The 13483-nt window shown below is 37.5% G+C and carries 13 protein-coding genes, 2 pseudogenes and 1 riboswitch; of the genes and pseudogenes, 3 read left to right on the plus strand and 12 right to left on the minus strand.

Annotation, left to right across the window (positions count from 1 at the left end):
* Window positions 1-7 precede the first annotated feature (7 nt).
* From purL to GX497_11105, 8 genes and pseudogenes are all read right to left on the minus strand, one after another.
* Window positions 8-2239 (minus strand): phosphoribosylformylglycinamidine synthase subunit PurL, encoded by a 2232-nt coding sequence (gene purL, locus GX497_11070; protein ID HHY73738.1) that lies wholly within the window; start codon window positions 2237-2239, stop codon window positions 8-10.
* On the minus strand, window positions 2223-2912 hold the full coding sequence (purQ, locus tag GX497_11075; protein ID HHY73739.1) for a phosphoribosylformylglycinamidine synthase subunit PurQ: 690 nt from the start codon (window positions 2910-2912) through the stop codon (window positions 2223-2225). Before purQ ends, purL begins: the two co-directional genes overlap by 17 nt.
* Complete coding sequence (gene purS / locus GX497_11080) at window positions 2909-3163, minus strand: phosphoribosylformylglycinamidine synthase subunit PurS (protein ID HHY73740.1); 255 nt, start codon at window positions 3161-3163, stop codon at window positions 2909-2911. Before purS ends, purQ begins: the two co-directional genes overlap by 4 nt.
* A 34-nt stretch (window positions 3164-3197) precedes the next feature.
* The gene (gene purB, locus GX497_11085) at window positions 3198-4490 is read right to left on the minus strand and encodes an adenylosuccinate lyase (GenBank protein ID HHY73741.1); all 1293 of its coding nucleotides are present in this window, start codon (window positions 4488-4490) and stop codon (window positions 3198-3200) included.
* A gap of 73 nt (window positions 4491-4563) precedes the next feature.
* On the minus strand, window positions 4564-5724 hold the full coding sequence (gene purK, locus GX497_11090) for a 5-(carboxyamino)imidazole ribonucleotide synthase (protein ID HHY73742.1): 1161 nt from the start codon (window positions 5722-5724) through the stop codon (window positions 4564-4566).
* A complete protein-coding gene (gene purE, locus GX497_11095; protein ID HHY73743.1) occupies window positions 5711-6202 on the minus strand; it encodes a 5-(carboxyamino)imidazole ribonucleotide mutase in 492 nt (163 codons plus the stop codon). Before purE ends, purK begins: the two co-directional genes overlap by 14 nt.
* A gap of 184 nt (window positions 6203-6386) precedes the next feature.
* Window positions 6387-6489: riboswitch (purine riboswitch) on the minus strand.
* Between the two features lie 112 nt (window positions 6490-6601).
* Window positions 6602-6802 carry an NETI motif-containing protein gene (locus GX497_11100; protein ID HHY73744.1) on the minus strand — a complete coding sequence of 67 codons (201 nt, stop codon included), beginning with the start codon at window positions 6800-6802 and terminating at the stop codon, window positions 6602-6604.
* A gap of 32 nt (window positions 6803-6834) precedes the next feature.
* Window positions 6835-6945 (minus strand): annotated as a pseudogene (locus tag GX497_11105) (DUF2179 domain-containing protein).
* Window positions 6946-7167: 222 nt separating this feature from the next.
* Between GX497_11105 and GX497_11110 the strand changes: the two are divergent.
* Complete coding sequence (locus tag GX497_11110) at window positions 7168-7602, plus strand: Hsp20/alpha crystallin family protein (GenBank protein HHY73745.1); 435 nt, start codon at window positions 7168-7170, stop codon at window positions 7600-7602.
* 75 nt (window positions 7603-7677) lie between these two features.
* Here the strand turns inward: GX497_11110 and GX497_11115 are convergent.
* The 3 genes and pseudogenes from GX497_11115 to GX497_11125 all read right to left on the minus strand — a co-directional run bounded on the left by GX497_11115 (window position 7678) and on the right by GX497_11125 (window position 9982).
* Window positions 7678-8307 (minus strand): annotated as a pseudogene (locus tag GX497_11115) (ABC transporter substrate-binding protein).
* Between the two features lie 194 nt (window positions 8308-8501).
* The gene (gene fetB / locus GX497_11120) at window positions 8502-9254 is read right to left on the minus strand and encodes an iron export ABC transporter permease subunit FetB (GenBank protein HHY73746.1); all 753 of its coding nucleotides are present in this window, start codon (window positions 9252-9254) and stop codon (window positions 8502-8504) included.
* Entirely contained in the window at window positions 9251-9982 is a 732-nt protein-coding gene (locus GX497_11125; GenBank protein ID HHY73747.1) for a phosphate ABC transporter ATP-binding protein, read from the minus strand. Before GX497_11125 ends, fetB begins: the two co-directional genes overlap by 4 nt.
* 376 nt (window positions 9983-10358) lie before the next feature.
* Here GX497_11125 and hpaB point away from each other — a divergent pair, with 376 nt between their 5' ends.
* Window positions 10359-11810 (plus strand): 4-hydroxyphenylacetate 3-monooxygenase, oxygenase component, encoded by a 1452-nt coding sequence (gene hpaB, locus GX497_11130; protein ID HHY73748.1) that lies wholly within the window; start codon window positions 10359-10361, stop codon window positions 11808-11810.
* Between the two features lie 113 nt (window positions 11811-11923).
* Here the strand turns inward: hpaB and GX497_11135 are convergent, their stop codons facing one another.
* A complete protein-coding gene (locus GX497_11135; GenBank protein ID HHY73749.1) occupies window positions 11924-12946 on the minus strand; it encodes an FtsW/RodA/SpoVE family cell cycle protein in 1023 nt (340 codons plus the stop codon).
* 112 nt (window positions 12947-13058) lie between these two features.
* On the opposite strand from GX497_11135, the gene GX497_11140 reads away from it, so the two are divergent.
* The coding region (locus tag GX497_11140; GenBank protein HHY73750.1) for an RNA polymerase sigma factor at window positions 13059-13483 on the plus strand (425 nt) is incomplete at its 3' end.

Consider the following 13483-nt stretch of genomic DNA (forward strand, 5'->3'; position numbering starts at 1 on the left):
TTCCTCCTTAAGCCTTTGATTTCAGCAAGCATGGTATAGCTCCCTTCCAAGCCTCTTGTAGTTGCTCTGTTGGTACAGATAACAACACATCTTCTTTTTCATCAACGATTGTTAATTTGCCTGACACGTTAACTTCGCCAATTAACTGTGCATCTTTAACAATCGCTTCAAATTGCATTTGATTTTCTTTTTTTACAGTCACAATAAACCGTGATTGTGTTTCACTAAATAAGGCCGCCACTACATCGCCTTTAATTTGCACATTAGCGCCTAACTCATCACTATTCATTAAGCTTTCAGCAACCGCAACAGCAAAGCCACCTTCTGAAATATCATGGGCAGATTGAACAAGACCAGACTTAATGGCTGCCAACAATTGTTGCTGACGCAGAGCCTCAACTTCAAGGTCTAGTTCAGGTGCTTTTCCGAAAATTTTTCCTTCTAACAGTTGTTGCAATTCACTACCGCCAAACTCTTGTCTAGCTTCACCAATCACATAAATGAAATCGTCTGCTTGTTTAAAATATTGTGTTGTTATATGATCAAAATCTTCAATTACTCCAACCATCCCAATGATTGGTGTTGGATAAATAGCTTCGCCATTTGACTCGTTATAAAGTGAAACATTACCACCGATAATTGGAGTGCCTAACGCCTCACAAGCGGCGCTAATTCCGTCTGCCGACTTTTCAATTTGCCAGAAAATCTCTGGCTTTTCAGGGCTTCCGAAATTCAACCCATCTGTAGCAGCAAGTGGTGCACCCCCGGAACAAACGATGTTTCGTGCTGCTTCACTTACAGCAATTTTTCCACCAACTTCCGGATCAAGATAAATATAGCGTGCATTACAATCAGTTGTCATTGCAAGTGCTTTTCGTGTTCCACGGACTCTAACTACACCTGCATCCGATCCTGGTGGTACTACCGTATCAGTCCGAACCATGGAATCATACTGGTTATAGGCATATTCTTTACTTGCAATAGATGGCTGACTTAATAACTTTACTAGCATATCCTTATAATCTGTTACTTCCGGCATATAAGTAGGCTGATTTTGAAACTCCTGATAATATGCTGGTTCTTTCGAAGGCTTATAATAAACTGGTGCATCTTCAGCAAGTGCATCTGCTAGCACCTCTGCAACGATTTCTCCTTTATGATAAAGGCGTAGCATTTTATCATCTGTAACTTTACCGATAATCTTCGCATCAACCCCATATTTATTACAAATATCTATAATCTCTTGCTCTCGTCCTTTTTTGATGACGAGAAGCATCCGCTCTTGTGATTCAGACAACATCATTTCATATGCTGACAATCCTTCCCCACGTTGCGGAACTAAATCTAAATTCATTTCTATTCCTGACCCAGCTTTACTAGCCATTTCACAAGATGAAGATGTTAAACCAGCTGCACCCATATCTTGAATTCCAACGAGGGCATCTGATTTTACAATCTCTAGACATGCCTCCATTAGAAGTTTTTCTAAAAATGGGTCACCAGCTTGAACATCAGGAGGCTTTACTTCTGATCCTTCTGAAAACTCCTCAGAAGCGAAGGTAGCACCATGAATACCATCACGTCCTGTTGGCGCTCCAACATACATAACCGTATTGCCGACACCTTTTGCTTGACCTTTTTTAATATCTTCATGATTAAGCAAACCAACGCACATTGCATTTACAAGTGGATTCCCATCATATGAAGGGTCAAATTGAATCTCCCCACCAACTGTTGGAACGCCAATTGTATTGCCATATCCTGCAATACCGCGAACAGCTTCTTCAAATAAATGTTTAACTTCAGGTGATGTTAATTCACCAAAACGAAGTGAATTTAATACCGCAATTGGACGTGCCCCCATTGAGAATACATCACGAAGAATACCACCTACGCCTGTTGCCGCTCCTTCATAAGGCTCAACTGCTGATGGATGGTTATGACTTTCGATTTTAAAAACGATGGCTTGGTTATCACCTATATCAACGACCCCAGCACCTTCGCCTGGTCCTTGCAGCACTTGTTCACCTTTAGTCGGGAATTTTCTTAAAACAGGTTTAGAGTTTTTATAGCTACAATGTTCTGACCACATGACTGAAAACAAACCAGTTTCAGTATAGTTTGGTAGACGCCCAAGTTTTTCTTCAATCATTGCAAATTCTTCATCACTTAAACCCATTTCTCGATAAATACGTTCTTGTTTGATTTGCTCGCTTGTTGGCTCAAGGAGTAACGACATGTGTTTCCCTCCAATTTTTTAACATTGATTGCAATAACTTTAATCCATCTGCACTGCCTAATAACTCATCCACAGCTCGCTCTGGATGTGGCATTAAGCCTAGTACATTTCCTTTTTTATTCATTATTCCTGCAATATTAGCCTTTGATCCGTTCGGATTTTCGCCATGGTAACGTAGAACAATTTGGTTGTTTTCTTCGAGTTCCTTCAATGTTGCCTCATCACACTCATAGTTACCATCTTCATGGGCGATAGGAATCGTAATAATCTCACCTTGTGTATAGCCATCTGTAAACATCGTGTTATTGTTAACAACCTCTACCTTCACTTGACGACAGATGAATTTTAAACTTTCATTTTTCTTCATCGCTCCAGGTAAAAGACCAGCCTCTAACAAAATTTGAAATCCATTACTAACACCAACAACTGGTTTCCCTGCTTCAGCAGCTTCGATAATAGCTTTTATTATATTTGTAGCCTTCGCCGCAATTGCGCCTGGACGTAGATAGTTACCATAAGAGGCTCCTCCGGGCAACATAATCGCATCGAAACGACTTAAATCTGTTTCTGTGTGCTGAACGTATTCTACTTCCGCTCCTAATTCATCCTTAATCGCATGATACATGTCGAGTTCACAACTCGTACCCGGAAATACTATGACAGCGAATCTCACTGAGCAACGACCTCCTCAATGTCGTAACGGTAGTTTTCAATATTTGCATTTACCAACAAACGTTCACACATTTCTTTTACCTTTTCGTCAACATTTGTTGTTCCTTTATCAAGCGTTAACTCTATATATTTTCCGACTTTCGCGTCAGCTACCTCGTTATAAGACATGCTTTGCAATGCGTTTTTCACGGCAGCTCCTTGCGGATCAATTACACTTTCTCTTAACGTTACATACACTTTTACCTTTAACATATTGGTGGTCCCCCTAATTAATTAAATTTTTTGATTACAATCCTAAGCGTTCAAAAATCATATCAACATGCTTAAGATGGTAGTTATAGTCAAAACAATCATCAATTTCAGCAGGGATTAACTTGCTCGTAATTTTTTCATCTGCTTCAATAAGTGATTTAAATTGGACTTGTTTTTCCCATGCTTCCATTGCTTTGGGCTGCACTGTATCGTAAGCTTCTTCTCTTGATAGGCCTTTATCAATTAGCGCCAATAAAACACGTTGTGAATAAATTAAGCCGAATGTTCTTTCCATATTGCGCTTCATGTTCTCTGGGAAGACGGTTAAGTTTTTCACGATATTTGCAAAACGATTTAACATATAATTCAAAGCAATCGTTGCATCTGGTAAAATAACGCGCTCTGCTGATGAATGTGAAATATCGCGTTCATGCCATAATGGTACATTTTCATATGAAGTTACCATATAGCCGCGGATTAGACGTGCTAAACCAGCCATATTCTCTGAACCGATTGGGTTGCGTTTATGTGGCATTGCTGAAGAACCTTTTTGGCCTTTAGCAAAAAACTCTTCAACCTCTCTCGTTTCACTCTTTTGCAAGCCGCGTATTTCAACAGCGAATTTTTCAATCGAAGTAGCGATTAGTGCTAATGTTGACATGTAGTCAGCATGACGATCACGCTGTAATGTTTGTGTTGAAATAGGTGATGCTTTTAAGCCTAGGTTTTCACATACATATTGTTCTACAAATGGATCAATATTGGCGTATGTACCGACAGCGCCGGAAATCTTTCCTACACGAATCCCATTTGCAGCATGTTTGAAGCGCTCAAGGTTTCGTTTCATTTCTTCATACCATAATGCCAGTTTTAAACCAAATGTTGTTGGCTCCGCATGAACACCATGTGTACGCCCCATCATCACTGTTTTTTTATGTTCTTGGGCTTTTTCCTTCAAAACAGCAATAAAATTCTCAATATCCTTTTCAAGAATTTCGTTTGCCTGTTTTACTAAGTATGATAATGCTGTATCAACTACATCTGTAGATGTTAGGCCATAGTGCACCCATTTTCTTTCTTCCCCAAGTGTTTCGGAAACAGCCCGTGTAAAGGCAACAACATCATGGCGTGTTTCTTGTTCAATTTCATTAATGCGCTCGATGTTAAATGATGCATTCTCGCGAAGTTTTTTAACATCCTCTTTCGGAATTTCACCAAGCTCAGCCCATGCCTCACAGGCTAATATTTCAACTTCCAGCCATGCTTTATACTTATTTTCCTCAGTCCAAATCGCTCCCATTTCAGGGCGGGTATAACGTTCAATCATTTTGCGATGTCCTCCATTTATTAGTACGGTGTCTACTTTGCTATCTAGTTGCTATCGATATACTATCCACTTGCTATCTGCGCACTACCTTATCCTCACAGGACTGATTCCATATCATCAGCGCATCATATTTTTGCAAAGCCTCCTCAACCGTATTCGCTAAAATGTTAAGATGTCCCATTTTTCGTTTTTCTTTAATTTCCGACTTTCCATATAAATGAAGTTTGCAATCGGTAAATTGATCAATTTTATCTAAGACTAGCTGTACATGTTCCCCTAATATGTTTGCCATAACGACTGGCTTTAATAAATCGGGTTTTCCAAGTGGCCAACCACAAACAGCACGAATATGCTGCTCAAATTGCGATGTCTCACAAGCATTAAGAGTGTAATGTCCTGAGTTGTGCGGCCTTGGTGCTAGTTCGTTAATAAAAATATCATCTGATTTGGTTAAAAACATTTCAACCGCTAGTGTCCCAACCATATTGATCGATTTTGCAAGATTAACAGCTTTTTCAGTTGCCTTTTTCGCAATATCATCCGTTATTCTTGCTGGAACAATTGTTTGCGAAAGAATATTATCGACATGAATATTTTCTGCAACAGGAAATGTACTGACTTCCCCTGACACACTTCTTGTTACAATGACGGAAATTTCCTTCTCGAAGGAAAGCCATTTTTCCAGCACACATGCACCGCGTGATAAAAGTTGTTCAGCTTCAGTGGTATCGCTCAAATTTCTAATGACAGCTTGGCCTTTTCCGTCATAACCACCACGGCATGTTTTTAATACAGCTGGCATCCCAAGCTCTTTTAATCCAGCATCTAAATCAGCTTTATTATTAACAAGAAAGTATGGAGCAACCTCTGCACCACTTTCGACAATTGCTTTCTTTTCATTGGAACGGTCTTGTGTTATTTTAATAAGTTCACTGCCTTGCGGCAAATTTGCATTCTCTTCAAGCCAGCCTAGGACAGCATGATCAACATTTTCAAATTCATACGTAATCACATCGCTTACCTCTACTAGCTTTTTAGCAGCTTCTAAATCATCGTAAGGAGCCACGATTTCGATATCGCATACTTGGGCACAAGGGGAATCTCTTGTCGGCTCTAATACAGCTACTCGGTAACCCATCTCTTTTGCAGCGATGGCCATCATTCGTCCTAATTGCCCACCACCGATAATTCCAATCGTTTGCCCTGGTAATATCCGTTGCTTAGCCAAGTACATCACTACTTTCCAATACAGCATCACGTGTTTTTTCACGTCTATTTACTAAGCGTTCATCAATTTCAGGATATTGTGTTCCAAGAATTTGTGCCGCTAAAAGACCAGCATTCGTAGCCCCAGCATTACCAATCGCAACTGTTGCCACCGGCACACCGCCTGGCATTTGTACAATCGACAGTAATGAATCAAGCCCATTCAATGCCTTTGATTGAATTGGTACACCAATGACAGGTAAAGTTGTTTTTGCAGCTACCATACCTGGTAAATGGGCTGCACCACCAGCACCAGCGATAATGACCTTAATTCCTCTTGCTTTTGCAGTTTCTGCATATTCAAACATTAAATCTGGTGTCCGATGAGCGGATACCACTTTTTTTTCATATGGAATTTGACATTCATCTAAAATGGCACAAGCATGTTCCATTGTCGGCCAATCAGATGTACTCCCCATAATAACCCCAACTAAAGGTTGTCCCATCGAAAAATCCTCCTATAATATAGTGAACCATCGGTAAAGTGAATCTCACATCGGTGAGAAATACCGGGATATAAACAAAAATCCAGGGCAGACACTTTCACTTTAGAGAAAGGGTTCCACACCTGGACATGAATACATAAAGAAATTCGAGAAATAGCCATTCCTTATGCAAGGTCAAGTCACTGATGAAATATACCTTCCCCATAGTCCGATTAATTTACGGTAACCGGGTAGAGACTTTTGGGCCATATTCCCAAAGATATATGAGGTGATGTTGGCTTTTCATTTTTACTTATTAATTTTAACAATCTAATCTTTATGCTGTCAACAAATATCGAACAATTTTATTTTTATCGAATTTAACGTTCGGCTTTTACTCGCTTTTTTACATTTAATTTACTACTTCAATATTCCTTCAAAAATAATTTTTTGCTTATGGACTTGTTGAATGATTTTATTATTTTCCTTTACTTCGATGAAAACAGGCTCTTCCATTCTTCTAATGGGCTGATAGCCTTCCCTCTCCATTCTGTGTAAACAGTCAGAAATTGTCTCACCATCTTGCACTTCAAACTTTTTCTTTTTTTGTTTTTCGTTCATTGGCCCAATCTCCCTTTTCTGACCGATTTCACTAAATAACGTTGGCCCTTCAATGTTAAAATCATTCGAATCGTAAAAAATGAGACATAGACGATATTAATGGTAAGAATAATCACAATCATCATAACAGAGTTTTGTAGCATATGAAGAATTCCCACCTTTACAAGCTGTAGTTCCCCTATTCTACTACATGCGCTCGTTATTAAAAAGGACTCGTTAGCACCCTCCCCTTCATTTTAACCGAAAGTTATCGGCCGATTTATACCAATTTGTCACAGAAATCTGACATTAGACAAACACCTATTTGTTTTAAATATCATATCGTATTCATTAGAATTACAAGGCTTTAAAGGAGGAGAACATCTATGGATCAATTTAAAAACTGGCAAGACTGGAGCAAAAGTCTTGACTCTTTTTTAGGTGACGGTTTTTTAAGCAACTTCGAAGGCATCCTTCAATATCATTATTTTCCCCAAGTGAACGTGTATCAAACTGAAAATGAACTATTAGTTTTAGCCAGTATTCCTGGGTTAAATGACATCAATAATGTGGATGTCTATATTGATTACCAATCACTTGAACTAAAAGGTGACATCCATTTACGTTATAAAGGATATACATTAACCCAAGATGAATTATTTAATGGACATTTCGAAAGAAAAATAGATTTGCCATTTCCTGTGAAAGATGACCGTGTTGATGCCGTTTATCAAAACGGATTACTTATTATTCATCTTCATCGCCTAATCCCAGACGATATGCATAGACAGAGGATTTCTGTAAAAAAAATCGAGGATTAAAAAGAAGATGCTGGCGCAAAAAGTGAGCCAGCATCTTTTTTATTTAAATTTGTGGGGGGAAACTAAATAATTAACCTACTTTAATTCGACTAAAATTTCTTCAATTTTGGCAAGCTCAGATTGTAAACCGCCGCCACTTACGTACCAAAGTGGGCCATCTAAATAGATGATTCGATTGTTCTTGTATGCCTCTGTTTTCTTGATGATTTCATTTTCCATATCTACCTTGATGTTCGATTTATCGCCTACGGCTGCTGTACGATCAATTACGAATAGAACTTGTGGATCAAATTCTAAAATTGCCTCAAAACCAAAGTTAGAACCATGGGAAGAAGCAGAAATATCTTCAGTAACTGGTTTGAAACCATATATGTCGTAAATATAACCAAAACACGAATTTGTTGCAAAACCAGATAATTTACCTTCATTGTACATAGTTACTAATGATGTCTCAAAATTACTTGCTAAAACCCTAATTTCTTCTAAAGCTGAATCAAATTTACTAATGTACTCTTTCGCCTCGTCTTCTTTTCCAAACATTTTTGCTGCAACATCTACAGAGGATAAAAATGTATTCCAATAATCATTTTGTGAAGTTCCAATAAATACTACAGGCGAAATTTCTTTTAATTGTTCGTAGTATGGGGCTTGACGGCCAGAAATGAAAATTACATCTGGGCGAATTTCAGCAACCTCTTCAAGTAATTGAAAATGATTATCATTATTAAATTGATTATATATAAATAAAATTCTAAAATCAACGGTGAAACCTTCATTACCAAGAAATAATACTATTTACGACAAAAAACGAAGCCAATTGCCCCGTTTTTTATTATTTTAATATTCTTTATTACAATCCAAATTGAAATAAAATTCTTTACTAACATACAAACACACACTTATCGTATTTTTAATAATTGCATGCGGTCATTAAATAAGCTTGGATAAGATAGAAAACCTAACATTATACTTGTAACTGCTGCTGACGTTAAAAGTAGAAACAGGATGAGCAATTGAAATTGTACCGCTTGAACAGGGTTTGCTCCCGCGATAATTTGACCACTCATGATGCCCGGAAGCTGTACAAGACCAATTGTTTTCTGACTTTCAATCGTTGGAATCATGCTTGCTTTTATCGAATTTATTAGTTGGGTGTGAATTGCTTGTTTTGGTGTACCCCCTAGAGAAAGAATCAATACCGTTTCATCTTCATGCGATTCTATTTCAGCAATAAATCGATTAAGAAATAAAATAGATAACACCATAGAATTTCCAATAACCATTCCGCTTATCGGAATAACATATTGGGCAGTAGGCGGGATAATATGTAATCCTAGCAATATTGTCTGTGTTAATACTTCCATAAAAACTAATGTAACGGCCACCTTCCACGTAATCCCTTTTATCGCTTTTCCCTTCTTACGAGCATTCTGAGTCGCCGCAATAATCATGACAGCTATCATTAGTAAAATATAAATAATGCTTTCTGAGTCAAACACAAATTTAAGAATATAGCCGACTGCGAACAATTGAATTATGGAGCGGATTACTGCGATAATCGTGTCTTTTTCAAGCCCTAAACGAAAGGTTTTTGAAAGTAAAAGTGGAATAAACACAAAAATTAGCGCAATCAATAATGTCGTTATACTCATACAAATTCCCCTTTCACAAAACACTGTACCCTTTCATTTTCAGAGGAATGTAACAAATTGCTTTTTCCCATTTCAACGACAACACCTTCCATCATCACCCATGAATAATTACCAACATCCAAAGCTTGCTCTAAATTATGAGTAATCCAAACAATCGTAGTGCCATACTTTTTATTAATTTTAATAATAAGTTCCTCAATCTCCTTTTGTGAAATACGATCCAATGCTGAAGTAATTTCATCAAGCAATAATATTTGCGGTTGATTTACAAGTGTGCGGGCAATCGACACTTTTTGCCTTTGCCCACCAGATAAATCTTTGATATTTGTATGTAAAAACCCTGCTTCCATGCCGACATCCTCCAACAATTCAATCGCATTCTTCTCAGCTAATTTTTTTCCTTGCAGTTTCATTGGTAGTGATAAATTATGTAATACAGTGCCACTAATCATTGGCGAGCTTTGAAGAGCAATACCTACAAGTCGCCGTAAATTTATCGGATTATAGCTTGTGATTAACTCATCCTGAATGTAAATTTCCCCCAAGCTAGGGGAGAGTAGCCCATTACACAATTTAAGCAAAGTTGACTTTCCAGCACCTGAAGGACCTACCATAGTCGTAATTTCTCCTTCATAGAAAACACCTGATATGCCTTTCAATATTTGTTTTTCATCAATGGATAAATGAACATTATTTATTTGTATAGCTGCTTTTTTACTTGATGCCATTCATTACACATCCTTTTTCCACATTTACACAACTCATTTCGGTTCTTATTGATATTATAACAATCTGTGTTAACTCTTTATCCTAACTTTGCTCTACTGTTCTTGCTAATATTGTATTGTAGCTGTTACTTAATTTAGCTTATTGTCCTGATGAAGCTTTTATTGTCGGGAGGCTGACACTTATTGTCCAAAAATGGAGATTTATTGTCCAGTTTGATGCTTTTATTGTCCGATTGCTAACTTATGGAGGTTAATTAGCCTGATCACTTACGAAATACATCTGGAACGGGCTGCCCTGTTCCCGAATAAAATGATACTAGTAAATTTTATAATTTTTTTCTTAAAACAATCCTCAATGATTTTAGGGAGTGTTACTATGGGAGCGATTAATGGAAATGAATTTATAAACCGATTAAATAAGCGAAATACTGATCTTTGGATAGACGGCGAAAAACTAAAGGGAAAGATATCTGAACACCCTGCCTTCAAAGGAGTAATAAAGACGAAAGCTTCCCTTTACGACTTACAACATAATCCAGATTTAAAAGAGGAAATGACTTTCTTATCACCAGAAACAAAAGAACCGATTGGACTTTCCTACTTACAACCAGTGACGAAAGAAGATTTGATTAAGAGGAGAAGAATGATTGAACATTGGGCAAGGTACACTGGTGGCATGATGGGAAGAAGCCCAGACTATATGAACACTGTACTAATGAGCTTTGCCTCATCTGCCGCCCTTTTAAAAGATAGAGACAATTGTTTTCCAGAAAATATTCAATCATTATATGAGATGGCAAGGGAAAAAGATCTTTCGTTTACGCATACCTTCATTACTCCACAAGTAAACCGTTCCCAAGGATATTTCGGATGCTCCAACGAGCCTATCTCTGCTAAAGTGATTGATAAAAATGAAGCAGGAATCGTTATAAAGGGCGCCCGACTTTTAGCTACTCAAGGCGGGTTAACGGATGAAGTATTAGTATTTACTGTCCCTAGATTGTTCTTTGATCAAGATGAAGCATTCGCTTTTTCCATCCCATCCGATACGAAAGGTTTAAGATTTATTTGTAGGGAAACTTTTGTTGGTGGAGAGTCTCTTTTTAATCATCCGTTAAGTTCACGATATGAAGAAATGGACTCTATTCTCGTCTTCAATAATGTGTTAGTTCCGTGGAATCGAGTATTTTTTTATGACAATATTGATGCAGCGGGGGATTTATTGACACGAAGCTCTTTTCATAACTTTGCAATACATCAAGTAGTGACTAGACAAATTGTGAAAACTGAGTTTGTTTTAGGGCTTGCTGAACTTCTTGTACAAACAATTAACGTTAGCGAGTATCAACATATTCAAGAAAAACTCTCAGAGATTATCATTGGTCTCGAAACGATGAAAGCCCTATTAGAAAAATCTGAAAATGATGCAAAAATCGATGAATGGGGACTTATGCGTCCGAGTGCTACCCCACTCCAAGTTGCTAGTAATATCTTTCCGAGAATTTATCCCCGATTCAGTGAGATTATTCAATTAATCGGGGCTAGTGGAATGGTATCTTTACCAACTGAAAAAGCCTTTCATTCTGCTATTAAGGCGGATCTCGATCAATATCTTCAAGCAACAAGCAAGACTGCGGAGGACCGAATTAAAATATTTCGTTTAGCTTGGGACCTTACAATGAGTTCATTTGGTACAAGACAAACCCAATATGAAAGGTACTTTTTTGGCGATCCCATTCGATTATCGGGTGATTTATATAAGGCGTATCCAAAAGATGATTATGTAAGAGAAATTTGTAAATTCTTGTGTTTAAAAATTGAGAAGTAAAGTTCATACTAAAAAGAAAAGCTTAGCTTAGGTTAGCTTAGGTTTAGTTTGCTGTTGAACGGAGACGGTTCTATAGTTAATTTGAAACACAAGAACCGTCTGCTTGTTACAAACTACGCATTTTTGCTGCATAACACCAAATCTTTCCTCCTATACACACTCAGCACAACACCCATAATAAATGCATTCATTACAGTGGGCATCAAACCGTAGCTTATAAAAGGCAAGGACACCCCAGCGATTGGCAACAAGCCTAACGTCATACTAATATTATAAACGAATGGAACGGCATAAAGCGCAATCCCACCAACAACAAGCAATTTTCCAAAATCATCAATAATTTTATAAGAAATAACCACCATTCTTACTATAAAAAGTGCAAGAATTGCCACAAGCACAATTGCAAATAAATAGCCGTAATAATTTGTCAAACTTGCAAAAACAAAATCAGTATGTGCTACTGGAATGGAATTTTGCTTTACAAAGGTTCCAAGCCAGCCTACAGATGATGTAAGTTCTTTTAATCGTAAATACAAAAAACCTGCATCATTTGCATATTCCTCTGGATTCAAAAATCCCAAAATTCTTTCTTTCTGGTATTCATGAAGCAGCGACCAAGACAGGGAGCTACCTATCAAAGCTAGACAAGCATATCCAACTGTTATAAAAATTACTTTTTTTCTACCAATCTTGCTCCACCAAAGCATAACGAATACTATCACTGTATAAGAAAAAGCTACAGGAATGTTTGGAGTTCGTAAAAATAAATAAAGTGGGAATAAAAATAACCCGCCCAGTTGCCAAATGTTAAGCTTACTATTATTAAAAAAGGGAGCCCATGCTAGAAAAAGGAACGGTAAGGCCATGATGCTTTTAATCCTGACAGAGCCAATTTCAAATATTAATTGCCCAACAATCATTCCATTTGCGAAAGAACTTGTCATTAACAGAATAAGCACTCCGATGCCGTAAAACATCCAACCGTATTTTTCTAATCTGCGATAATCAATCAGCATCATACTAATTGCTGCTGCAACACCAATGATTACGAAAATCACTTTATTTTGCAGAAGATGTTCATTATCTAAATGTTTAATTTCACCTAGCGAAATAATTGGTAAAAGGCTTAACCCCATTGTTACAACTAAATGTTAGGAAAATATTGATTTTATAAAGTTTATGTCACAAAACAGCAATTTGAATTGTTATAAGGGCACAGTCGACTAATAAACAAAAGGGGGTGAACCGATGAAGGATATAGACCTTAGCCAAGGGTTTATTGATAGTGGGGAAAGTGAACTGGAAGAGATAATCAATCTCTATGGTGAAAAACTCCTTCGCTATGCAACGGCAATTCTATGTGATTATCATGAAGCCGAAAATATAGTACAGGAAGTCTTTCTATCAGCCTATCAAAACAGGGCTGCATTTGATGGCGATAACCTCTCCGCATGGTTATATAAAATCACATATAATCGCTGTTTAAATCAACTAAAAAGGCGTAAGATCCTATATTTTCATGAAATTCGTAGTGAAGTAGTTTTATCCGAGAAAGAGAAAGGTTTGAGTGATGAGACGCTTCGTGCGTTACAGAAGCTTAAACCTAAGGAACGTGCCTTGTTATATGGGAGGATTATGAATGGGCAGAGTTACGAGGAACTATCTCAGCTTAC

It is taken from the genome of Bacillus sp. (in: firmicutes), assembly GCA_012842745.1.
Lineage (GTDB): Bacteria > Bacillota > Bacilli > Bacillales > Bacillaceae_J > Schinkia.